Origin of the sequence: Pseudoalteromonas lipolytica, from assembly GCF_900116435.1 — a bacterium.
GTDB classification, from domain to species: Bacteria; Pseudomonadota; Gammaproteobacteria; order Enterobacterales; family Alteromonadaceae; genus Pseudoalteromonas; species Pseudoalteromonas lipolytica.
In genome coordinates, this window is record NZ_FPAZ01000001.1 from 86,694 (window position 1) to 111,415 (window position 24,722).

Genomic DNA, 24,722 nt, shown 5'->3' on the forward strand with positions numbered 1-24,722 from the left:
TTTAATAAATCATTTCACCTTAAACGCGTCTAAGCTGTGATTCACCGCTAACAATTTAACTCTTTTGTATATTTAAGGTAAAAAGCACCTTTTTACATTGGGATATAATAATGAGAATTGCACATAGCCTAACCGCTCTCGCATTGGGTATAACACTTGCTACGCAAGTGAATGCAGCAGAGTTCACTTTCGCACAATCTATTAAACCAACTGACAACACATTAGTGCTGTTTTTTGATTCAAAAACAGGTGTTTCTGATTTCAATTACCTAAGCGCTGAAACGCAAGCCCACTTAGATAAAGTGGTTAACTTTGCAGACTTTAAAGCCAAGTACGGAAAAACATTAGAAGTCATTGCTCCAAACAACAGTGAACATCAACGTATTTTACTTGTTGGGCTTGGTGAGCAAGCAGAACTCAATGCTGCAAAAATGGCAAAGCTAGGAGGTAATGTTCACGCTAAGCTTCACAGTGCGAAACAAGCTTCGGTTAGTCTTGATTTTTCGGTGTTGAAAGAAACAGACACAAACGCCAAATATGCAGCCGAGTTTGCTCATGGTGCTAACCTACGTGACCACCGTTTTGAAGAATACAAAAAAGAAAAAGACACCCATGTAGTTAATTACACTGTCGACGTTGAAAATATAGACCAAGCGGTCAAAAACCACACTTTACTACAACATATTGAACAGGGTGTATTTTTAGCACGCGACTTAACCAGTGAAGTAGCGACAGAGATGACTCCAGCTGACTTTGCTAAAGCCGCAAAAGAGCTTAAAAAGTTAGGTGTTAAAATCACGGTTCTAGAACCTAAACAAATTAAAAAGCTGGGTATGGGTGCGCTCGAAGCGGTTGGCCGTGGTAGTGAAGAAGGTTCACGCCTTGTTGTTGCCCATTATCAAGGTAATAAAAACACACCTATCGCGTTAGTAGGTAAAGGTATTACCTTTGATTCTGGCGGTTATAGCCTTAAAACTGGCGCTTCAATTGCACGTATGAAATCAGATATGGCGGGTGCTGCAGCCGTACTAGGCACTGTAAAAGCAATGGCGTTAGCTAAAGCCGACACCAATGTTGTTGCGGTCATGGGGATGGCAGCAAACATGGTTTCACAATTTGCTGTTGCACCGGGTGACGTTGTTCGCACAGCTGAAGGTTTAAGCGTTGAGATTGTAAATACAGACGCAGAAGGACGCTTAGTATTAAGTGACGCTATGTGGTATGCACGCGATAAGTTCAAACCCTCTATTATGATTGATGTTGCAACGCTCACTGGCTCAAAAATTGGGGCTGTTGGCAACGAATACGCCGCCGTATTCTCAAAAGACGATCAATTAATTGAGCAATTAACACTGGCTGGTAAGCAAGTAAATGAAAACCTTTGGCGCTTACCGCTGGGCTACGACGATGCGTTAAAATCTGACATTGCAGACTTAAAAAATATTGGTTCTCACGGTCCTGGTGCAACAACAGCGGCAAGTTTTTTACAAAACTTTGCGGGTGACACACGTTGGGTACACATCGATATCGCGGGTAACGCACTTAACAATAAAGCAAAAGATGAACTCGCTGAAGGCGGTACTGGCTACGGTGTACGCTTATTGTCTAACTGGTTACTAAACAACAATAAGTAGCCTTTTCCTTTACTCTCTGCCAAGCTGTTATCATTATTTTATAACGGCTTGGCAGTGTTGAGTTTTTAATTAACGCTAAAGACTCATTTACATTATCACCACTGGGCCTATATGCTAATTATCATCAACAAATAATAATAAGTGTGACATACAATGGCTTCTACTCAACGACCACAGATCACAGCACTGACTACGCATTGCATTTTTTTCGATGTCTATGAGTCAGGACAAGATGTGCTTGAAACACAAAAAAAGATTTGGGCACTCGCGCAACTTTGTCAAAATTCAGGAGACTTTATTGATGTGGTGCCTGCGAATAATAACCTCACCCTTTACTTAAAAGAGTCATCTTTACTAGCTAAGTGGCAATCTTCATTACTTAGTCACTGGCATGAGATTAAAAGCAATGATTTTACCTCTACGCATCATAAGCTCGCCACGGTGTATGGTGGTGATTATGGCCCCGATATTTCAGCGGTTGCTAAATACCATAATTTAACCATAGACGACGTGGCTCAAATGCACAGCAGTGCAACGTATCATGTTTTGTTTTTGGGCTTTCAACCCGGATTTGCATACCTAGCAGGCTTAAATCCCCAGTTATACACGCCGCGCCACGAAAAACCACGCATTCATGTCCCTAAAGGCGCGGTTGCTATAGGCGGTGAGCAAACTGGCGTCTACCCCGAAGACTCCCCAGGTGGTTGGCAAATAATAGGTCATACAGATTTCAAACTGTTTGATATAAATGCACAGACACCGTGTGCAATTGCACCGGGTGATACGTTAGAGTTTGTTATTCAGGAGGTGCTAAAATGATCACCATACTCAAGCCCGGCATGCAAATGTCTATACAAGATCAAGGCCGCGTAGGTTCTCGCCATTTAGGCATTGGTCAATCAGGGTGTGTTGACCCTTATGCACAAATTATCACTAATCGTCTTGTTGGCAACCCCGATAACCATCCCGTGATTGAGATCACGCTTGGGCTTGCCGAAATACAGTTTGATAACGACTATTACATCGCCTTACATGGCACCGACATGAAAGCCTCTGTGAATGGTAATGCTGTTCAACCAGGCTGGAGTTTTTATATAAAAAAAGGCGATATACTAAAGCTAAACGCAGCCCGACATGGGTTTCGAAACTATTTAGCTATTGGTGGTGACTGGCATTTACCAACGGCTATTTTAGACTCTTACTCAACCGATATTGCAGCAGGCTTTGGTGGCTTGCATGGTCATGCTTTAAAGGCGGGTGATCGTTTCGATATAACACCTAAGTATGCAACTAAAATCGGATTAGGTGCCATGTTACCGCCAAAGAGTACACATATTCGTATTCTTGCCGGTCCGCATGCCTCAATATTACCTGATAATACATGTGATAAGTTTACAGAACATTCATGGCATATTTCGCCTAGCAGTAACAGAATGGGCGCTCGATTATTAAGTGATGAGTGTAAATTAGCGCATTCATTGTCGCTGCCCTCAATGGCAGTTATGCCCGGAAGTATTCAATTACCGCCCAATGGTGAACCCATTGTTTTACTGAATGATGCGCAAACAACGGGTGGGTACCCAATAATTGGTACTGTTATTGAGGCTGACTTGCGTCATTTTGCTCAGCTTAAACCCGGTGACTTCTTACACTTTGAGTTTGTTAGTCTTGAGCAAGCTCATTTAGCCCAGCAAAAGCTCGTTGCTCATCTAAATCAACTTGCAATTGCTTTAAAGTACAAAAATGCCAAAAGTTAACAGTCTAAATGCCCTGTGTTTAAACTCGTTTGGCGTTTAATAAATGACTAACCCCTAAACCAAGTTGTCTATACAAGAGTGTATTTACTTTTCGAGACAATGTTTACAGTGATATAAATTGTTTTTGCTGCGCCAAATTGGTGCAGCAAAAATAATTTTTACGTCGCTTATTTCATCAAATTTCTTCATTTTTACTAAAAATAATTCGTTCACGATTGTTCATACAAAGCTTTTGGATCAATCTGGTGCAAAGCCTGTGTTTTCGGTGCATAGATTATTCTTAAATAATTAAAAAACCTGTGTGACTTAGGTAATTATTTCTGTTAAAACAAAGATTCGCAGTTTTAAAATTATTGTTAACTGCGCACATAATTGGAATGAGGAGTCACTATGTGTTCAATTTTTGGGGTATTAGATATTAAATCTGATCCTGCCCAATTGCGAAGCCAAGCAATTGAGATGTCAAAACTATTAAGGCACCGCGGACCCGATTGGTCTGGCGTGTATTCATCAGAGAAAGCAATTTTAGTTCATGAACGACTTGCCATTGTTGGTGTGTCAAGTGGTGCACAGCCGCTTTATAATCCAGAGCGTACACATATTCTCGCTGTCAATGGTGAAATCTATAACCATAAAGAACTAGCGGCAAATTTAGAAACCGATTTTACCTTTCAAACTCAATCTGATTGTGAGGTTATATTAGCCCTGTACAAACAAAAGGGGCCTGAGTTTTTAGATGATTTAAATGGTATTTTTGCTTTTTGTTTATACGATGAAGAGCAAGATGCCTACCTAATCGGTAGAGACCACATTGGTATTATTCCGCTTTACACAGGTCATGACGAACATGGCAACTTTTATGTTGCGTCAGAATTAAAAGCACTATCGCCAATTTGTAAACATATTGAAGAGTTTCCACCGGGGCATTTTTTATGGAGCAAAGACGGTCAGCTACGTCGTTATTATTCACGTGATTGGCAAAGCTATGACGCGGTAAAAAACAATGATGCAAAAGTGAGTGATGTTAAAAACGGTTTAGAAGCAGCCGTTAAACGTCAATTAATGTGCGATGTGCCCTATGGTGTATTACTTTCTGGTGGGTTAGATTCGTCTGTTATCTCTGCAATTACCCAACGCTTTGCAGCAAAACGTATTGAAGACAACGACGAGTCAGACGCGTGGTGGCCTAAACTTCACTCTTTTTCGGTTGGGCTTGAGGGCTCGCCAGATTTAGCGGCAGCGCAAAAAGTAGCCGATATGATTGGCACTATTCACCACCCTATTCACTTTACCATTCAAGAAGGTATTGATGCACTGCGTGAAGTCATTTACCACATTGAAACGTATGACGTAACAACCATCCGTGCATCAACCCCCATGTACTTAATGGCACGTCAAATTAAGGCAATGGGCATTAAAATGGTGCTTTCTGGCGAGGGAGCTGATGAATTATTTGGTGGCTACTTGTATTTCCACAAAGCCCCTAACGCACAAGAGTTTCATGAAGAGCTAAATCGTAAAGTCTCTAAACTTAATATGTTTGATTGCTTGCGTGCGAATAAATCAATGGCGGCATGGGGTGTTGAAGCTCGCGTACCATTCTTAGATAAAGAGTTTGTCGATATTGCAATGCGCATTAACCCAGAAGCCAAAATGTGCAAAGACGGTAAAATTGAAAAACACATCATTCGCGAAGCATTCGATGGTTACTTACCGGATGAAGTATTATGGCGCCAAAAAGAGCAGTTTTCTGATGGTGTAGGTTATAACTGGATAGATACCCTTAAAGAATATGTGAGCATGCAAGTTAGCAATCAAGAACTTGCCAACGCAAAATATAAATACCCTATAAATACACCGGATTCAAAAGAAGCGTATTTTTATCGCAGTATTTTTGAAGATCATTTCCCTGGAGATGCATCAGCAAAGTGTGTTCCTCATGGGAAATCTGTTGCATGTTCAACACCTGAAGCACTTGCTTGGGATGAATCATTCCAAAATAATGCGGATCCTTCGGGTCGTGCTGCTGGCGTTCACAACGACGCTTATAAAAAATAATAGCGAGAGCTGCAAGTCACAAGCTTGCAGCTTTTTTAGTATTAATCTGTTCGTTCTGAAACAATACTGTCATTAAACTTTTTTACTTTTTTCTTAACTTTGTTTAAAAACCCATCAAAAAACTGAGAAAATTGATTTTATTCGGCTATTTAGCGCCTAAAGCATTTACATTTTCCCTCTAACTCCTACACTAAAGACTACTATTTGGTACTAAATTGATTTGTCTTCAAACTATTTTCACGTTTATTGCGTAAAAATATTCTTTGGGCAAACGTGTTCCAACCGGCCATTTAGCTTTCTGCTAGATAAAATTACAACAAGAGGTATTCATGAGCGAACATCATGACAAGTACAGCATCGACAATACGGATTACACTGTCGGCCAAGACAATGTACAAAAATGGGGGTTTGATGTTCACAACCCTGTTTTTGGCATTAGTGCAGGTTTAATTGCAATCTTTTTAATTGCAACACTTGTTTCAGACCCCGAAATTGCAAAAGCAACCCTTAACGGTATCAAAAACGACATTATTAATAATTTTGATGGTTTTTTTATGTGGTCAGCAAACTTATTCGTATTGTTTTGCTTTGCATTAATCATTTCACCCTACGGTAATATTCGTTTAGGCGGAAATGAAGCTCGCCCTACTCACTCGCGTATTTCATGGCTTGCCATGTTATTTGCGGCCGGTATGGGCATTGGTTTAATGTTTTGGGGCGTTGCTGAACCGGTTGCTTACTACACTGGTTGGTATGAAACACCACTCGGTGTTGAAGCAAATACCCCTGAAGCCGCAAAAATGGCTATGGGTGCAACCATGTTTCACTGGGGCCTTCACCCGTGGGCTATTTATGCAGTCGTTTCACTATCACTAGCGTTCTTTTGTTATAACAAAGGTTTACCTTTATCTATTCGCTCGATTTTCTACCCTATCTTAGGCGATAAAGCATGGGGATGGCCTGGCCACCTTATTGATATTCTGGCTGTGCTTGCGACCTTATTTGGTCTTGCCACTTCGCTTGGTTTAGGCGCTCAGCAGGCCTCTGCGGGTATTAATCATGTATTTGGGACTGATGCGGGCATCGGTTTGCAAATTGGCGTTATTACTGGTGTTACCTTGCTTGCGGTGATTTCGGTCATACGTGGTATTGATGGTGGTGTTAAACTGCTAAGTAATATCAATATGGTGATTGCCTTTGTACTACTTGTATTTGTTGCTATTGTTGGTTTTGCTGCAGCCTTTGGTAATATCCCGAATACGGTGATGGGTTATGTCGAAAACATTATTCCACTGAGTAACCCACATGGCCGTGAAGACGAAACATGGATGCACGGCTGGACTGTATTCTACTGGGCTTGGTGGATTTCATGGTCACCGTTTGTAGGTATGTTCATTGCGCGCGTATCTGAAGGACGTACAATTCGCGAGTTCTTAATTGCCGTATTACTTGTCCCTACTGTTGTTACTATCTTCTGGATGTCAATTTATGGTGGTATCGCAATTGAACAAGTGGTTGATAAAGTCGGTGTACTAGGTGAAAAAGGCCTAACCGATGTACCACTGGCTATGTTCCAAATGTTTGAAGCATTACCTATGTCTCAAGTGCTGTCGTTCATTGCTATTGTGCTGGTGTTAGTGTTCTTTATCACGTCATCTGATTCTGGCTCATTAGTTATCGATTCGATTACCGCAGGCGGTAAGGTTGATGCACCTGTACCACAGCGCATTTTCTGGGCAACCATTGAAGGCGCAATTGCGGCTGCATTAGTATGGATTGGTGGAACACAAGCCATAGAGGCGTTACAAGCTGGTGCAGTATCAACAGGCTTACCTTTTACATTCGTGCTGTTGCTTATGTGTGTGAGTTTAGTGCTTGGGCTTAGAACAGAGCCAAGAGGACGATAAAAAATAAAAACCCAACAGGAGAGTCAGTTCTTGTTGGGTTTTGTTTCAACATATGAAATTTCTTAAACTATTTTTTTATCTGCCAATCCCCTCCTAAGCTTTTGTGTAACATTACGACTGTGGTTGCAGTGTTTAATCTCGCTAACACTTCTGCATCTTTTAGTTGATTGTTCTGTTTTTGCGCATTTAGAACTGAAATATGATCAATTAAACCAGCACGATACAAAACTCTTGCTTTATTCAATGCCATTTCAGCATGACTTACAGCTTTTGAAATTTGAGTATTGAATTGCTGAGCATTCGCATACGCGTAGAGAGTTGTTTCAACTTCATTGAATGCAGCATTAACAGTGTGCTGATAACTTAACACTGACTGTTTAAAACTGGCTTTTTGCATATCAACCATGGCCTCAGCTCGACCGCCATCAAATATATTCCAACTTACTCCTGCGCCTAATGACCAAGATATTGAATCCGAATTAATAAGATCATCAAAGTCACCCGCTACAAAGCTTGGCGCACCAGTAAGAAAAAGGCTTGGGTATTTAGCGGCGATAGCCGCACCCACCTCTTCATTTTTGGCAGCAATTTCTCGCTCCGCCAGTGCTATATCAGGGCGCCTTGTAAGCAATTGTGAAGGTAACCCTGTTGGCACCAGTCCTTGCATTTGTGGTAATGGTGCATCAGTAAACCTTAATTTAGTTTGGTTCACAGACTCACCAAGCAAAATAGCAATGCGATTCAGGTGAACTTGCTGCGCTGTTTTAAGTGGCAAGAGTGCCGATTTCGTCGTCGCGAGCATTGTTTTTTCATTGGCTATATCTAACTCAGAGCTATAACCATTTTCAAATAATGATCTAACGAGCGCTAAAGACTGCTCTTGTTGCACTACATTTTGCTGCGCAATAGCAAGACGAGACTGCGCGCCTCGGTACTGCAAATAGTTGTTGATAACATCGGCTGTAACAGCTGTATTAACAGCTGTTTTCATAACCTCTGCTTGTTCAGCTCTAATTTTTGCAGCGGCAGACATACTGTCTATACGTCCAAATATATCTAGCTCCCAGCTGGCATTTAAGCCGATGAAATGATCTTTACTATCTCTACTGGCACCCGAGATGTAGCCCCCACCAAAACTGTCTGGTAAGGCAATATCACCAATTAATCCACCAGCAACGGCTTCATTTTCACTAAAACGTAAATCAACCACTCCTGCATTTAAAGAAAGAGTCGGAACTTTATACGATGCCACTGATTGATGATAAGCCTTAGCTGCGTTGATCCTTTCACTAGCTTGTTTAATATTAATGTTCTGCTGTTGAACATCCTCAACAAGCTCAATAAGTTGTTCATCAGCAAATTTATACCACCAATTTTGTTGTGTTAATTGCTGCTGTATCTCTTTTGAATTTGATGCGTGTAAATACACATCAGCAACACTCACGCTTGGTCTTTCGTAATCTGGCGTCATAGAGCAACCACTAATAAGTAATGCTGAAGAAATGATTGTTAATGTAAGTTTTTTCATTTTAATACTCCTCGCCTTTATCGTGTTGCAGTTGCTTTTCTAATCGCTCTTCTTTTGCATAAAACAAACGATACAGTGCAGGCATAATAAACAGTGATAAAACTGAAGCGGCCATCAAGCCTCCAATTATAGTGGCGGCCATTTGGTCAAATAGCTTGTCTGATAATAAAGGAATCATGCCAAGTGCCGTTGTTAACGCAGCCATTGAAATTGCCATGGTACGATTGAGCGTTGCATCTTTCACGGCATTAACAATGCGCTTGCCATTTTTTCGCTCAAGCTCAATTTGATCCATCAGTACAATACCGTTTTTAATAATCATGCCCGACAAACAAATCATGCCGACAATACTCATGAAGCCAAATGGTTTATCTAATGCAATTAAGCTCCAAATAATCCCAATACTCGCAAGTGGTAAAGTGATAAAAATAATTAATGGCTGGCGGTACGCATTGAACATAGCCACTAAGATAAGCAGCATTAATACTGTCGCTTTAGGGTTCTGCTCTAAAAGGTCATCAATCGAGCGTTTTTCATCATAATACTCTCCTCCCCAATGCATGCTGTAGCCCTTAGGTAAAGTCATCGACTCTATTTGAGGCGCTAATTCAGAACGTACTGATGCAGGAGTTGCGTTAACTACACCCGCTTGTGCAGTAATGGCTGGTTGACGATTTCGACGCCAAATTACACTTTGCTCGCCTTTTATTTGTATATCATCGACAACTTGCCCAAGTGGCACGCTATGGCTCGAAAATAATGATCTTACGGGGATATTATCAAGCTGCTCGATACTACTATCGCTATTGATTAACTTAATTGCGATTAAGTCATCACCTTGGCTCAAAGTGCCTATTTGCATGCCTTCTGAAGCTTGGTTAAGTGCTCTAGCGATATCAGTACGGTTTACACCTGCAAGCCTTGCCGCTTCTTGATTTATAATTGGAACAAGAACCTTACTTTCTTGACGCCAATCATCACGCACATACTTGGTATTTGGATGTGAGCTCATAATGTCTTTTGCTTGTTTTGACAGTTGCTTTAATACTTCTGGATCCGACCCTTCAAATCTAACTTCAATTGAATACTTATCCTTTGTCGCTAATTTTAGATCCCTAAAGCGTGGTTCGGCATGTGCAAACTCAGCAGCTAACCATTGGTCGCCTCGTTCTACTAATGGTGCTATGTCTGCAAAATTTTGTGTATTAATGAGGATTTGGCCATAGCTTGAATCTAGAGGCTCAGGTTCAACTGTTACAGAAAAACGGGGTGCACTTTCACCAATGTAGCTTGAAATACTTTTCACTTCTGGCTGTGCGAGCAACCATTGTTCAACCTTTTTCATGTCCTCAGAAACAACATCACTTCGACCACCATTGGGTAGCCAATAATCTAAAAACACAATTGCACGGTCTGAGCTTGGCATAAAGTTCACTTTTAGCATTGGTGCTGCTAGGAGTGTTGCTACAAGCAAAGGAACTACCATTAAAACTGCTTTTTTAGGATTATCGACAGTCCAGTTAACTGCTTTGCGATACCCTGCCATTAACTTAGATTCTTTCTGTTTTGTTTGGTTGTGATCAACACGGATAAACGCCCAACATAGTAGTGGCGTAATTATCATTGCTACAACCCACGAGAGTAATAATGAGCTACATAACACTTGCACTATTGATAGAGAAAACTCGGCAGAGTCTGTCTGTGAAAACAACACAGGCGTTGTTCCCATAGCCGCAATAACTGTTGCGCCTAATAATGGCCAAGCCATTTCTGAAATTGACTCTTTGACTGCTTCTGTTCTTTGTATACCTTGCTTTAACTTAGCGACAAATAAATCAACAATTACAATCGCATTATCAACTAACATACCCAAGGCAAGAATAAATGAACCAAGTGACACGCGCTGCAGATCCACATTAGTCATATTCATATACACTAATGTAAATAAAATAGTTAAAAACAGACTAACGCCAACGATTGTCGCACTGCGCCAGCCCATAAAAATCAACAGCACAACAACCACAATTACGACACTTTCAATTAAATTAGCAACAAAGTTGTTGATTGATTTTGTAACCTCATCAGGCTGGTAAGCGATGATGCCAACACTTGCACCAATAGGCAGTTCAGATTCAAAATCTGCAAGTACAGATTTTAATTCATCACCAATATTAACGACATTTATGCCATTTTCAGGGCTAACAGCCAGTGTAATTGCCTGTTGGCCATTAAAACGGCTAGCTGTATTGATAGGTGTTTCATAACCCATAGTAACAGTGGCAATATCACCAAGACGCACGACTCCAGAACTATCTTTAAGCTCATTGATACCTGTACGGATCATTAAATTCTGTATGTCAGCAAGATTTTGATATTGGCCTGTTTGCTCAACACGAATATTCTCTTTGCCAATATCAAAGTCTCCTCCATTTACAGGGCTTGTTTGAGCATTAAGTTGATCAACAAGCTGCAACATAGAGATATTACTTTGTGCTAACTTTGTATCGCTTACAGCAATATTGACAACCTGTTTACGCACACCATGCAATTGCACTTTTTTAATGCCATCAACAGCTTTAATTCGACGTTGTAATTCTTTTGAATAATCATCTAGTTGATGCATTGGAATGTCGTCACCATAGACTGCAAACAACATCCCATAAACTTCAGAAAATTCATCTTGTACTACCGATATTTGAGCTTCAATCGGTAATTCTAATTTAACATCTTGAACTTTTCGTCTTAACAAGTCCCATTGTTGGGGTAACTCATCTGAGGAATAACTTTCTTTAAGATCAACAAAAATCATTGAGCTTCCAGGGCGAGATAACGAGCGAAGCTTCCAAAGTGACCCCATTTCTTGCAGCCGTGTTTCAACTTTGTCCGTTACGAGCTGTTCAACTTCCTCTGCTGATGCACCTGGATAAAGCGTAACAACAACAGCACTTTTAACAGTAAAGGTCGGATCTTCTAACTTACCCAAGTCAAAATAAGAGTAGATACCAGCAATCATGCAAAGTATTGTGAAAAAAATCACAAATGTTCGTTGGCGAAGTGCGAAAGTAGATAAATTCATAGCTTACTTCACCTCTTGGACAAACTTATTTGCTGACCATCTTCAACAAATGCGCTGCCTGAAGTAACGATATAATCGCCGCGCTTTAACCTACCATCTATGCACACAACTGATTGTTTCTGGTTTGTTATCTCTACCGGTAGCTTTTGAACTGTATTCCCTTCAACTTTATACACAAAACTATTTACTGATTGTTGCACCAGTGCATGCGTAGGAACACAAAACTTACCCTCTTCATCAACAATATTAAGGTCTACATACACGGGCTTGCCGGAAAAAAGCGGCTTGTTGTTCGGGTTATTAACCCCAAAAGTGACTTCATAAGTGCGTTTAAGCTGATGTGGCACGCTTGCTATATCCGTCACGATCGCTGATAAAGAATTACTGTTCCCATGCCAATTAATCTGTGCTGGCATACCAATTGCAATTTCATTTATAGCGCCTTCTGGCACATCAGTGACCGCTTCGAGTAAATCTGGTTGATGAAGGGTTAAAACAGAAAACTGTGGTGATGTTTGTTCAAATGAATCGATAGCAATCTGTGCGACAACACCATCAAATGGGGCTTTAAGATTGGTATAACGTAGCGAGTCTTCTGCTTTTTGCAGGGCTTGTGTTACTAATTTTACATTAGCAATTGCACGGCTATACATAGTTTGAGCACGGTCTAGCTTTATACTTGCTATTGCGCCATCTTTACTGGCATTGCGAATACGAGAAAGCTCAAGTCCTGCAAGCTCTTTACTCGCAACGGCTTCATCTAAGCGTGCTTGTAACTCACTGACTTGCACTTCAAAATCATGGCTATCTAACGACGCAAGTATTTGACCTTTTCTGACAAACTGGCCTTCATTTACATATATACTTTCAACTTTACCAGCAACCCGGAACGATAAATCAGCCTGCTTTTGTGATTGTATTACACCACTGAGCCTGAAATTTCTGTGGTTTTCCTTATGCTCTAATTTAATAACATTGACTGGTCTAAGTGGTTTTTCTGGTGTTTTAAGCTCAGCTTGGCAACCCGTAACCCCGATTGCCACAGCTAAGATAGATAACGTTTTTAAACTATTCATAATATAGCTTTCCATATGTTGTTTTGGGAAAGCGATTATATTATTTATTAATAGTGAGATAATTAGCCTGTAGCGGCAAACACTATTCCATTTATTGAGACAATTCCTGCCACTTGTTTATTTCATCTAAGAAATAATCAATAAATAACCTAGCGGCATGAGAGGTACCCTGCCTACTTGGGTAAACTAACCAGATATCCTCAATCATGGTTTCGTGTTCAGGCAGTATGTCAACGACCTCCCCAGTGGCTAACGCTTCTTTCACGACAATCTCAGGCATCAATGCTATTCCTGAGCCAGCTAAAACGCTATGCCTTATAAAATAGGAGTTATTAACAATTAATTGGCTGTTTACAACTACACTTTCAGTTTGAAATTGCAGGGTATTTTCTAGCCGACCATCAGGCCAACGCAGTAAAATTATGGAATGATCTTTAAGCTCATTTAATGACTCAGGTTTGCCAAACTTTTCCATGTATTGCCTACCCGCATATAACTTACGTTTAAAAGGCTTTATTTGCCGCGCTACAAAGGAGCTGTCTGCTATTGGCCCAATATGAATGCTAGCATCTAAACCATAGCTGATAATGTCATGATAACCCAAACTACTTAGGTGTGTTTCGATCTGAATGTTCGGGTATTGGCGTAAAAACCCTTGCAAAATATCATGGCAAAGAATGTCTGATTCATTTATAAAGCCTATTTTTATACGCCCTGTTGGACTGTGGCTTTGGGTTCTTACAACTTCATTCGCTTTATCAAATTGAGGAATAATATTAAGCATATTGTTGTAGTAATCTAACCCCGTCGTCGTAAGCGTTAGATTACGTGTTGTTCTAATTAGTAATTTGGCACTCAGCTTTGCTTCCAGTTCACTAATTCGTCTGCTCACGGTTGATCTTGGTAGATTCAGCGCTTCTGCGGCACTTGAAAAGCTTTGTAACTCAACCACCAGCATAAAGAGCTTAATATCATCTATTTTCACAATTGTTCCTTACTAAAATCTAAAACCAGAGTTGAGATAATTCAGTGTCAGGTCGGTAATGGTAAGCGAGTTGTGCTTGTAATAATTCAGCAGTGGCTATGGCGTCATTTAAAGCATTGTGGTTTTGATATGCGGGTAACGAATAACGAGTTCGTGAGTCAGCTAATCTTACCGAGCCAAGTTTGGAGTTAAATAACCGACCAAGTAATCCCTGTTTCGCTTTAAGCGCTCTTCTTTCAAGTTCTAAGGTGTCTATTACTGCAAACTCTAAACCTTCACCTAATCGTGCGTTTAACGCTTGATACAGGAAGTGGCGTTCAATAGGCGCAAAATGCACAACAATCACTTTACCAGCTAATGCGGCTAATAACGGCTCAATTATCGACGAGAAGTCAGGCGCGCCAGTTAACTCGGAGTGTGTAATGCCATGAATGACTATCGACTCTTCATCGAGCTTTTGCCTTGGTTGAACAAGCCAATGTGCACTGTCTTTGCAATAAATTCGTTTTGATGTAAAAGGCACTAACCCCACACTAACAATATCGTCTTTATCAAAATTTAGACCGGTCGTCTCAAAATCTAACGCTACGAGGGGTACTTCACTAATCGGTAAATTAAGGTCGTTTACCGCACTTTGATAAAAATGTTGTATACAAGGATGACGACTCGTCGCTGATAGCGCTTTATAACGCGCAGGCCAGTTTTGTTTTGCGCTATTAGAGGTCATTACTTCACACCTGAATTAGCTGAATAACGGAATTTTAAGAAGTTCTGTGCTTTATCTAAAATCGCAAACGCTTCTTTTAAGTTTCGCTGTTCAAAAGGCGATAGCAAATGTGGCTCTAAATCGTTGTCGGGCGCTTCATCTAGCTTTTCTATTTGCCAAGCCTGATGACGGATACGGATCATGGCGATATATTCAAGGGCATCTCGTAAGTCTTGCGCTTTTCCTTCTGGTAATAACTTGGCATCAATTATATCTTCAAGTCGTTCAAATGAGTTTTGCTTACGGCTGCCTATCGCTAAAGCATGCACACGGATTACATCAGACAAAGGGGCTGTGCCACGACGTTTTAAGTTCATTGAGCGTTTATGTTGACCATTATGCTCTAATACAAAGTCTTTAAAAAAGCCCAGTGGAGGCGTTCTATTACGTGCGTTAGCTGCCATATTCGCTAAGAAACGCTTATTGCTGCGCCCTTCTTTAGCAATAAACCGTTTTAGTTCCTCTGCCCATTTGGTTTTGCCGTAAACACCATCAAGATCAAAAAATATTGAACTGTGCAATAATGCTTGTGGTTTTGGCTCTGCTATCCAACTAGCAAATTGTTCTTGCCACTGTTCCCGCGTTAAACGCCATTTTTTAAATGACGCCATAATTTCACCATCGCAGTACTTATAACCACACTCAGCCAAGCCATCACAGACAAAGTCAGCAAGTTTTTGAAAATACGCGTCGTGTAAAGATTCATCAAAACTATTGTCTAGAATAATTGCGTTGTCTTGATCTGTAACGATTAATTGCTCATCCCTTGCCATTGACCCCAGTGCAATGAAGCAATAAGGCACAGGAGGCGGACCAAACTTTTCTTCGGCTAAATCGAGTAGACGCTGTTTGAATGTTCGCCCTATCACTGCCATGGCAGTGCCAATCATATGAGAATTAGCATCTTCATTAACCATCCGCACAAATACATTAGGCAGCTGGCGCGCATAATAAGCTAAGTCTTCAACTGATTGCTGAGCAAGAATGCCACGCACCAGTAATAAACTACTTTGCGATTCATAGCGCAAAATATCTGATAACGAAATAACCCCAATGGGTTTTTTCTTAATAACAACGGGTAAGTGATGAATATTATCTCTGAGCATCGCTAGTACAGCTTCAAACACGTAGGCGTTACTATCGAGTAATACAAGATCAGTCTGCATTATTTGCTGAGCATGTGCTTCGTAACTTAATCCTTGTGCAATAACACTGGAACGTAAATCGCGGTCAGTTATGATGCCAACAACTTGGCCATCGTCATCATCAGGGTCATCGCTAATGGGTTTATCGGCATCAGTAACCAATACTGACGACACCGACTCTTGCGTCATCAACTGCGCAACAAACTGAACTGTTGCATCTTTTGCGACCGTGACCACATCTCTGTGCAGTAATGACTTTACTTTTGCGGTAGTTAAATCATTGCTATCGGCTTGCTCGACGATAGCTTGGTGCAAACGTACATTACCATCAGCCTCAAAGAAATCTGCAAATGGTTCGTACTCGTCGCAATACTGGTTAAACAACTCCACATTAATACAATAAACAAGTGTGTCTTCGAGTGCTTTTGCCGGAAAACGTACTTTACGATTCATTAGCAAACCCATTTGGCCAAATATGCCCCCTACGGTTAAGCGGTTATATAATTCACCATCACGGCGATACATTTCCACGGCACCAGTACGAATAACATATAAATCGGCTATGTCGTCACCGTAATTTAATATCTCGGTGCCAGCACGAAAATAAGCAATTTCAATTTGCGACGCTAATTTATTTATTGCCACTTCTGGTAAGTCATCAAATGGAGCATGATCACTTAAAAATTGTGCAATATCGATGTGTTCGGCTTGCATACGCATACCTAGATTGGGTGTTTTTATTGATTGTGGAGGTAATTGGCTATTTTTTCAAAGAAAAATAGCCAATTAAGGTCGATTAAGCGTTTTCTAACTCATCGGCAAGGTGTTTAGACTCATCACCACGAGGTTTGGTAAAACGTGCTAAACCAAGGTAAATAACGGGGGTTAAATAAAGCGTGAATAATACCGCTAAGGCTAAACCACCAAACACCACCCATCCAATGGCATTACGCGCTTCGGCACCAGCTCCTGTCGACAAAATAAGCGGCAACGCACCCAGTAAGGTAGATACCAACGTCATAGCAATCGGGCGTAAACGAACTAACGCAGCTTCTTCAACAGCGACCCTCACTGAGCGACCTTGGTCACGTAATTGGTCAGCAAACTCCACCAGCAGTATCGCATTCTTAGCAATTAAGCCAATCAGCATAACTAAGCCTATCTGCGAGTAAATATTTAAAGACGTACCCGTTAAATACAAAGCCAAAATAGCCGACGTGATACCAAAAGGCACCGTGATCATAACCACAATCGCACTGTTTACGCTTTCAAATTGTGCCGCGAGTACGAGTAAAACGATTAAAAAAGCCAATACGTAGGTTAACAGTACTTCATTAGCGGTTTCTTCAAATGTAAGTGCTTCGCCTTTAAAAGCAAGGCTAATACCATTCGGTAAGTTAGTCTCGGAGATGTCACGAATTTTGGTGACCAATTCAGCGATAGTGACATTTTCGGGTAGTTCCATACTTAGCTCAATTGCACGACGCTGTGCATGGCGCTCAAGCTCAGCTGCCACGCCTTCTTCAGTAATCGTTGCAACACTGCTGAGCGGCACAAGCTGACCATCTCGCGCCCCAACGTATAAGTTGGCCAGATCATTTGGATTAGTAATGGTTTGATTTTGTGCCTGCAACATAATAGGAATTGATTGATCACCAATGTTTAAATCAGCAATATCATCACCATTTATCGCCGCTCTTAACGTGATTGAAATATCACTTAAAGACACACCTAGCTCTTCTGCACGGCGTCTGTCTATATTAACCCGTAACTGTGGCTGCGACGGCTGGTACGAAATTCTCACTGGCGCAACCTCTGGAATTGCGTTTTCTATTTCAGCTGAGAATGCCTGCGCTGCTTTAAATATTTCTAAGTAATCTTGACCAAGCAGCGCCAGCTCAATGCCACCCCCTTGACCACGCAAATTTAGACTGTTTGAACCACCAGGGTAACCAGCTGCACCAGGAATATTACCCAGCGGTCCACGTATTTTATTAATGATTTCTTGCTGACTAAAGTGACGCTCATCCCAATGCTTTAAAGGCACGGTAATGAATACAATATTGGGATCCCATTGCCCAACAACGGTATATATTGACTCAATTTCGCCACTTTCTACAAAAGGCAGTAATATATCTTCCATTTGCACGGCTTGCCTATCCATAAAGTTAAGGCCGACACCATCGGGGCCACGTGCAAAAATTCGAATTTTGCCTCTGTCTTCTGTGGGCAATAATTCGTTATCAAGGTTCATATACAGTGCACCTGAGCCCGCAGCGACAATTAAGCACACAAAAAATGTAATCCATGCATGGTCTAATACACCATGAATCGTGCGTTTATAAACAGCCGCTAAGCCATGCCCAAGTTTTGCAAATGGATGAAATCCCCCTTGCTTTAATTTAAGTTTAGAGGTTAATGCAGGGACTAAAGACAATGCGACAAAACTAGAGATAATCACTGCGCCCGCGAGCACTCCACCAAATTCACGAAACAACCGCCCCGCTGTTGATGGTAAAAACGCAATAGGTACAAATACTGCAGCCAATACAGCCGTGGTGGCCACCACCGCAAAAAATACTTCGCGGGTACCAATTACCGCTGCGGCTCGCCGCCCAAGTCCTAGACCGCGTTGACGTTGAATATTTTCACTCACCACAATCGCATCATCAACAATTAAACCTGTCGCTAATACTAAAGCCAGTAACGTTAATATGTTGATTGAGAAACCCAACGCCCATATCAGCGCGAGCGATCCAATTAAAGCAACGGGAATCGCAAAAGCAGGCACCAGTGTTGCGCGCCAAGAGCCAATAAACACCCACAGCGTTATAACAACTAGCAACACGGTGAGTAACAACGAGTTGATTACTTCGTCTACTGAGCTGCGAATAAACTGTGCGTCGTCGGAGGTGAGCGTAAATTCCATTTCGGGGAATCGCACACGCATTTTTTCAATCAGTGTTAATACTTCATCTGAAATTTCAATGGTGTTCGACTGGGCTTGACGAATAATCTCCATGCCAATAACAGGTGTGCCATTTAATCTTACGAACGAACGAGGATCTGCAGGGCCAAAATACACGGCGGCGACATCGCCGATACGCGTGTCATCACGAACAATAATATCTGCGACTTGTTCTGCTGAAATTGAAGTGGCATCAGCACGGACGATGACTTGTTGATCGCTCGACTTTAAACTCCCTGCCGGAACATCAAACGGCGCTTGGCGTAATACATTAGCAATGTCGGGCACAGTGAGATTAAAGCTGCTTAATTTAAGGGGATCGATTCTAACCCTTAAAACTCGTTCACGGTCACCATTTAAACGTACATCAGCCACACCGGGAATGGTTAAAAATTGCGGGGCTAAGTCTACATCAACGCGTTCGGTCAGTGCTTCAAGAGATAATGTATCACTCGAAACTGTTAGGGACACAACCGCTTCAGCGTCGTTATCGGCCTTAATAATTGATACCCGTTCAACTTCTTCGGGAAGTTCGCGTTGTACCCGTGCAACCGATTCACGCGTTTCGTTTGCAGCATCATCTAAGTTAACACCCGGGCGAAATTCGACCACGATTCGTGCGTTGTTTTCTTCACTTTGCGCGCGAATCGACTTTACCCCACTTACACGAGCGACTGCACCTTCAAGTTTACTTGTTACTTCGGTATCAACTGTTTCAGGTGAACCACCCGGAAACGACGCTGACACCGTAATACGTGGTCTGTCTACATCTGGAAGCTCTCGTACTTCTACGCCAGCAATCGCAGCAATACCCGCAATAATGATCAATAAGTTCAACACAACTATTAAAACAGGTCGGCGAATTGCCATTGACGGCAAGTCTTCCATCATTGGTTGTTGCTTCATCATTACTCCTTGGCAAGCTTAACGTCGTTAGCAAATGTCAGCTCTTGGTTAGGGCGTAATCGTTGTACCCCCTCTGTCACTAACAAGTCGCCTTTATTTAAACCCCCTGATACGAGCAATCGCCCTGCTAAACGCTGCTCAATTTTTACATCAACACGGGTTGCTTTTTTATCGACACTTTTCCATACATACGGACCTGCGGCACCCCACATCATGGCTGCTTCTGGGACTACTGCATATTCATCGCCTCGAATATTAATGTGCACGCGAAAACTCATGCCTGGCATAAACTGCTTTTCATTGTTATCTAGTTTGGCTTTGGTTCTTATCGTGCGTGTTTGTGCATTGATACGTGAGTCTAACTCAGCCACTGTTGCGGTATACACTTTATCACCTAACCATGGAATAACCTCTACCTCAGACTTCTGCTTAAGCACAGAAATTGCGGCCTCAGGCGCATTAAAGTTAATATACAGCTGAGAAATGTCGTCGATGGTCGCTATTGCAGTTTGTGCGGTGATCCTGTCACCAACTTCTACATCGGTAAGGCCCATTACGCCGCTAAAAGGCGCCCGGATCTCACGATCTTCACGTTCCGTTTTAGCGTGCATTAACTTTACTTTTGCTAGTTCATAAAGGGTTTTAGCATCATCTAAATCGCTTTGCGGAACAGCACCTCGGGCATGACTCTCTTCAAGCCTTTTCATGGTGCGCTCGGCATCTTTTAAGGTAATTTCAGCTTCTTTAAGGGCGGCTTGTTGTCTGCGTGAGTCTAGTTCGAGTAATAAATCACCTTTTGACACATTATCGCCCGGTTTAAAATACACCGCGGTCACTCTGTCACCCACTGCGGGGTACAACGTAACTGAATGAATCGCCTCTGCGTTTCCAACGGCTTTAATTTGCTGTTTTGCTTTTTCAGTTGTAACGGGTTCAACAACCACATTGGCCGCCTGTGCAACAGATATGCAGGAAATACAGGCGATTAAGGTCCATGAATATAATTTGCCAATTGTCAAAAGTTCACCTAAATAAGAATCGTTTTAATTGTTACGAAGTGTAACAGCTTTGTGATCAATAAAAACAAGACTTCGTTTAATAAACAAAATGATGAGGCGAAATTAATAATACCTGTGCTTATATTCAAGTGCTCTGCTTCAAGGTAATAAATCCTATCGAAAGCGATGTAAAACAGTGCACCTATTTAGTCGTTAAATGGGGTGTGTTATCACGGTGACATTTAGCCACTTACTGACATTAATACCATTACGCTTAATTAAGTGGTCTATTTTGAGGCAATAAAACCGCGTTGATAACAAGGCAAAAATTTAGTTATTTAGTTGTTCTAAATCAGAAATTTTTAACGCAGGTAGCGACTGGTTTAATCACTCAAAATGATTAAGTATTTTTGCGGAATGGTATAATTAGCTGTATGAGTGGCAAATAATTTTTAGGTCATAAAAAAGCCCCAGACTATGCTGAGGCTTGTATATTATGCATTAGAAGTGGAAACTTATTGTTGGCGCTGTGCTTCTTTTTGCGCTTTTTTAGCTTCTTTACGTTTACGAAGTACTTCTTGAGCTTCGTTACCAATGTGGCCTTCGCCACGAGCTTGTGCTAATTCGATTTGCTTTTGACGCTCAGCAAAACGAGCACGCTGCTCTTCTGTTAGGCTGTCGTGACAGTGATGGCACGATACACCTTCCATGTATTCTGGCTTTAACTTTTCGTCTTCTGTGATAGGCATACGGCACGCATGACATTGGTCGTATGAACCTTTTTGTAAGTCGTGATTAACCGCTACACGGTTATCAAATACAAAACATTCACCTTCCCACATGGTTTCTTCTTTTGGTACTTCTTCTAAGTACTTAAGAATACCACCTTCTAAATGGAAAACTTCGTCGAAACCTTGTTCTTTCATATACGCCGTTGATTTTTCACAACGGATACCACCCGTACAGAACATAGCCACTTTTTTGTGCTTTTCAGGGTCAAGGTTTTCTTTAGCCCACGCAGGGAATTCACGGAACGTTTTAGTTCGTGGATCGACCGCGTTTTGGAAAGTACCAATTTCGATTTCGTAATCGTTACGCGTATCGATTAAGATCACTTCAGGGTCTGAAATTAATGCATTCCAGTCAGCTGGTTTTACGTATGTACCCACTACTTCACGCGGGTCGATACCTTCAACACCCATGGTTACGATTTCTTTTTTCAGTTTAACCTTAGTGCGGTAAAACGGACATTCATCGTCGTATGACTCTTTAGTCACAATGTTGTCTAGGTTTGGTTGTGCATCTAACCATGCAAGTAGATTGTCGATACCTTCTCGCTTTGCAGACACCGTACCGTTAATACCTTCAGCCGCTAATAACAAGGTACCGCGTACTTCGTTTTCTTCCATCACATTAAGTAATGGTTGGCGAATTGCTTCAAAATCTGGAAGGGCTACAAATTTGTAGAGTGCGCACACAACGAAGTGTTCGCTGGTTACATTGTCTTTATGTACAGCAGTCATAGGTTACCTTTTGCTTTAAATGCCATAATTGGCGTTAACCGAATCGCAAATCCGGCGCATTGAGGGCGCGTATTTTACGCGAATTAACGCTAATTGCAAAAACTCTAACGAAATAGCTGTGTTTTTACTGTCTCCAACGATGGCAAGTACGTTATAATAAACACGATTTACTAATTTTGCTCATCGGAGATTAAGCATTGCATTTTACTGAACTTGGGATTGATACACGCCTCGAAAAACAACTTGCGCATCAAGGCATCACCCAGCCCACCGATATTCAAGCTCACGCGGTACCAACAGCTATCGCGGGCCATGACATTTTTGCACAGTCAAAAACAGGGTCGGGCAAAACGCTGGCGTTCTTATTACCCGCTGTACAGCGCGTAATGAAACAAAAAGCACTCAGTAAACGAGATCCTCGCGTTTTAATAGTGGCCCCTACTCGCGAGCTGGCTACTCAAGTTTATAGCCAACTTAGGCTACTAATTGCTGGCACAAATATAAGCGCGGTGAAAATTTTAGGTGGTGAAAACTTTAACGACCAAATTAAGGCGCTTCGTAAAGACCCTCATTTTGTTGTGGGCACACCGGGTCGTCTTGCTGACCATTTAGGGCAACGCTCATTGCAGCTTTCGGGCCTTGAATTACTCATTTTCGATGAAGCAGACCGTATTTTAGATTTAGGCTTTACCGAGCAAGTTAAAATGATCAACGAACTTGCTGATCATCGTTTACGTCAAACTTTATTATTTTCGGCGACGCTAGATCATGCACAGGTAGATGCTTTATCACGCAACTTACTGCGCTCACCAAAACAAATTTTATTAAGTGCCTCTAACGAGCAGCACAGCGACATAACGCAAAAGCTTTATTTAGCGGATCACCTTGATCACAAAGAAGCCCTACTTGAGCACTTTGTAAAACAAAACGATGTTGGTCAGTGCATTATCTTTACTGCAACCCGCGCCGACACCCAACGTTTAAGCCAATGGCTAAATGATAAAGGCTTTAAAGCGCAAGCGCTTGCTGGCGATTTAACGCAAACAAAACGTTTGGAGATCATGGACGCTTTCAGTCGTGAGAATTTTAAAATATTAATTACCACCGACGTCGCATCACGTGGTCTTGATTTATTAAGTGTTACTCACGTCATTAACTTTGATTTACCTAAACATGCCGAAGAATACATTCACCGTATTGGTCGTACAGGACGCGCCGGTTTTAAAGGCACTGCAATATCGCTTGTCGGTCCAAAAGACTGGCCTAGCTATAAAGCAATTAAAGCATTTTTAAATGATGAACTGAGCTTTTTCACCGTCGAGGGCTTAGTAGGTAAATTTAAAGGCCTACGCGAGAAAAAAGCGGATACTGTTTGGAAAAAAGCAGAAGAAAAAATATCTGCAAAACCAGTAAAACCTAAACGTAAAGCCGCTCCTAAAAAACCAAAAGCGCCAGTTAAACCCCCTATTGATGTGGATGGTTTTTCACCTATGCGTCGTAAGAAAAAACCAGAACAGGAATAATAATGAGCATTCTTGGAACTACCCAAACATTATTCGTTAACGAAATATCAAACGAAGGCGCCTATTTAGATGGCCGCGATTTAGGTGAAGTATTTTTACCTAGCAAAGAAATTGAATACGAAATTGAAGCTGGCGACAGTGTTCAAGTATTCATTTACCTTGATCATGCTGGCCACCCGACTGGTACCACTAAAAAGCCACTTGCTCAAGTTGGCGAATACGCCCTATTGCGTGTCAAAGCAATTAACAACACCGGTGCATTTATGGACTGGGGCTTAGAGAAAGATGTACTTGCACCATACAACGAACAAAAGCCAAAAATGAAAGAAGGCTTTTCGTATTTAGTACGCTTATACCTAGATAACGCCAGTCAGCGTATTTGTGCATCAAGTAACTTTAATAAGTTTTTATCAAAAGATGAGCCTAACTATGCACCAATGGAAGAAGTTGAGTTAATCGTTGCGGGCAAAACAGACCTAGGTTACAAAGTACTGGTTAATGAAGCACACATTGGTGTGGTGTATTACAACACAGTATTCAAAAAGTTATTCGTTGGCCAACGCTTAACTGGTTACATTCAAAAAGTACGTGAAGATGGAAAGATTGACGTACTACTCGAAAAACCAGGCATGGGTAAAGTAAACGACCTTAGCGAAAAAATTCTAGATAAATTAAAAGCCGAAGGCGGTATTTTACACCTAGGTGATAAATCTGACCCAGAAGCAATTAGAAAAACCTTTTCGACCAGTAAAGCAAACTACAAAAAAGCCATCGGCGGTTTGTTTAAACAAGGTTTGATTGATATTGAAGCCACTTCAATTAGGTTGAAATAAGCTACGAGCTACGAGCTACGAGCTACGAGCTACGAGCTA

The 24,722-nt window shown here is 41.5% G+C and carries 16 protein-coding genes; 7 read left to right on the forward strand and 9 right to left on the reverse strand.

Annotated features, from left to right (window positions below):
• Positions 1-110 precede the first annotated feature (110 nt).
• The 5 genes from BM378_RS00420 (at position 111) to BM378_RS00440 (ending at position 7,356) form a co-directional block, all read left to right on the forward strand.
• Entirely contained in the window at positions 111-1,634 is a 1,524-nt protein-coding gene (locus tag BM378_RS00420) for a leucyl aminopeptidase (protein ID WP_036968514.1), read from the forward strand.
• 153 nt (positions 1,635-1,787) lie between these two features.
• On the forward strand, positions 1,788-2,453 hold the full coding sequence (pxpB, locus tag BM378_RS00425) for a 5-oxoprolinase subunit PxpB (RefSeq protein ID WP_074988235.1): 666 nt from the start codon (positions 1,788-1,790) through the stop codon (positions 2,451-2,453).
• A complete protein-coding gene (locus BM378_RS00430) occupies positions 2,450-3,391 on the forward strand; it encodes a 5-oxoprolinase subunit C family protein (protein WP_074988236.1) in 942 nt (313 codons plus the stop codon). Before pxpB ends, BM378_RS00430 begins: the two co-directional genes overlap by 4 nt.
• A gap of 390 nt (positions 3,392-3,781) precedes the next feature.
• A complete protein-coding gene (gene asnB, locus BM378_RS00435) occupies positions 3,782-5,449 on the forward strand; it encodes an asparagine synthase B (RefSeq protein ID WP_074988237.1) in 1,668 nt (555 codons plus the stop codon).
• A 329-nt stretch (positions 5,450-5,778) separates the two neighbouring features.
• Positions 5,779-7,356 (forward strand): BCCT family transporter, encoded by a 1,578-nt coding sequence (locus tag BM378_RS00440; RefSeq protein WP_074988238.1) that lies wholly within the window; start codon positions 5,779-5,781, stop codon positions 7,354-7,356.
• 67 nt (positions 7,357-7,423) lie between these two features.
• Here BM378_RS00440 and BM378_RS00445 read toward each other — a convergent pair whose 3' ends face one another.
• The 9 genes from BM378_RS00445 to trhO form a co-directional block, all read right to left on the reverse strand.
• Positions 7,424-8,884, reverse strand: coding sequence for an efflux transporter outer membrane subunit (locus tag BM378_RS00445; RefSeq protein WP_074988239.1), 1,461 nt, complete (start codon positions 8,882-8,884; stop codon positions 7,424-7,426).
• 1 nt (position 8,885) lies between these two features.
• A complete protein-coding gene (locus BM378_RS00450; RefSeq protein WP_074988240.1) occupies positions 8,886-11,960 on the reverse strand; it encodes an efflux RND transporter permease subunit in 3,075 nt (1,024 codons plus the stop codon).
• A gap of 8 nt (positions 11,961-11,968) precedes the next feature.
• On the reverse strand, positions 11,969-13,036 hold the full coding sequence (locus BM378_RS00455; RefSeq protein WP_177222562.1) for an efflux RND transporter periplasmic adaptor subunit: 1,068 nt from the start codon (positions 13,034-13,036) through the stop codon (positions 11,969-11,971).
• A gap of 91 nt (positions 13,037-13,127) precedes the next feature.
• Positions 13,128-14,021, reverse strand: a complete 894-nt coding sequence (locus tag BM378_RS00460; RefSeq protein WP_074988242.1) for a LysR family transcriptional regulator — start codon at positions 14,019-14,021, stop codon at positions 13,128-13,130.
• 19 nt (positions 14,022-14,040) lie between these two features.
• Entirely contained in the window at positions 14,041-14,748 is a 708-nt protein-coding gene (locus tag BM378_RS00465) for a 3'-5' exonuclease (protein ID WP_074988243.1), read from the reverse strand.
• Positions 14,748-16,646, reverse strand: coding sequence for a DUF294 nucleotidyltransferase-like domain-containing protein (locus tag BM378_RS00470; RefSeq protein WP_074988244.1), 1,899 nt, complete (start codon positions 16,644-16,646; stop codon positions 14,748-14,750). The genes BM378_RS00465 and BM378_RS00470 overlap by 1 nt, the downstream gene beginning before the upstream one ends.
• A gap of 82 nt (positions 16,647-16,728) precedes the next feature.
• A complete protein-coding gene (locus tag BM378_RS00475; protein ID WP_081759716.1) occupies positions 16,729-19,806 on the reverse strand; it encodes an efflux RND transporter permease subunit in 3,078 nt (1,025 codons plus the stop codon).
• Between the two features lie 2 nt (positions 19,807-19,808).
• Positions 19,809-20,825: an efflux RND transporter periplasmic adaptor subunit gene (locus BM378_RS00480; protein WP_036968538.1), complete on the reverse strand. Its 1,017-nt coding sequence runs from the start codon at positions 20,823-20,825 to the stop codon at positions 19,809-19,811.
• Between the two features lie 494 nt (positions 20,826-21,319).
• Positions 21,320-22,327, reverse strand: a complete 1,008-nt coding sequence (gene trhO, locus BM378_RS00485; protein WP_065979897.1) for an oxygen-dependent tRNA uridine(34) hydroxylase TrhO — start codon at positions 22,325-22,327, stop codon at positions 21,320-21,322.
• Between the two features lie 197 nt (positions 22,328-22,524).
• Between trhO and BM378_RS00490 the strand changes: the two genes are divergently transcribed.
• Complete coding sequence (locus BM378_RS00490; protein ID WP_074988245.1) at positions 22,525-23,850, forward strand: DEAD/DEAH box helicase; 1,326 nt, start codon at positions 22,525-22,527, stop codon at positions 23,848-23,850.
• A 2-nt stretch (positions 23,851-23,852) separates the two neighbouring features.
• Positions 23,853-24,683, forward strand: coding sequence for a CvfB family protein (locus tag BM378_RS00495; RefSeq protein WP_036968547.1), 831 nt, complete (start codon positions 23,853-23,855; stop codon positions 24,681-24,683).
• Positions 24,684-24,722: the final 39 nt, after the last annotated feature.

Coding starts and splice junctions, on each gene's coding strand:
- BM378_RS00420 (WP_036968514.1), top strand. CDS start 111: ATGAGAATTGCACATAGCCTAACCGCTCTCGCATTGGGTATAACACTT.
- BM378_RS00495 (WP_036968547.1), top strand. CDS start 23,853: ATGAGCATTCTTGGAACTACCCAAACATTATTCGTTAACGAAATATCA.
- BM378_RS00470 (WP_074988244.1), bottom strand. CDS start 16,646: ATGCAAGCCGAACACATCGATATTGCACAATTTTTAAGTGATCATGCT.
- BM378_RS00455 (WP_177222562.1), bottom strand. CDS start 13,036: ATGAATAGTTTAAAAACGTTATCTATCTTAGCTGTGGCAATCGGGGTT.
- BM378_RS00465 (WP_074988243.1), bottom strand. CDS start 14,748: ATGACCTCTAATAGCGCAAAACAAAACTGGCCTGCGCGTTATAAAGCG.
- pxpB (WP_074988235.1), top strand. CDS start 1,788: ATGGCTTCTACTCAACGACCACAGATCACAGCACTGACTACGCATTGC.
- asnB (WP_074988237.1), top strand. CDS start 3,782: ATGTGTTCAATTTTTGGGGTATTAGATATTAAATCTGATCCTGCCCAA.
- BM378_RS00440 (WP_074988238.1), top strand. CDS start 5,779: ATGAGCGAACATCATGACAAGTACAGCATCGACAATACGGATTACACT.
- BM378_RS00445 (WP_074988239.1), bottom strand. CDS start 8,884: ATGAAAAAACTTACATTAACAATCATTTCTTCAGCATTACTTATTAGT.
- trhO (WP_065979897.1), bottom strand. CDS start 22,327: ATGACTGCTGTACATAAAGACAATGTAACCAGCGAACACTTCGTTGTG.
- BM378_RS00430 (WP_074988236.1), top strand. CDS start 2,450: ATGATCACCATACTCAAGCCCGGCATGCAAATGTCTATACAAGATCAA.
- BM378_RS00475 (WP_081759716.1), bottom strand. CDS start 19,806: ATGAAGCAACAACCAATGATGGAAGACTTGCCGTCAATGGCAATTCGC.
- BM378_RS00450 (WP_074988240.1), bottom strand. CDS start 11,960: ATGAATTTATCTACTTTCGCACTTCGCCAACGAACATTTGTGATTTTT.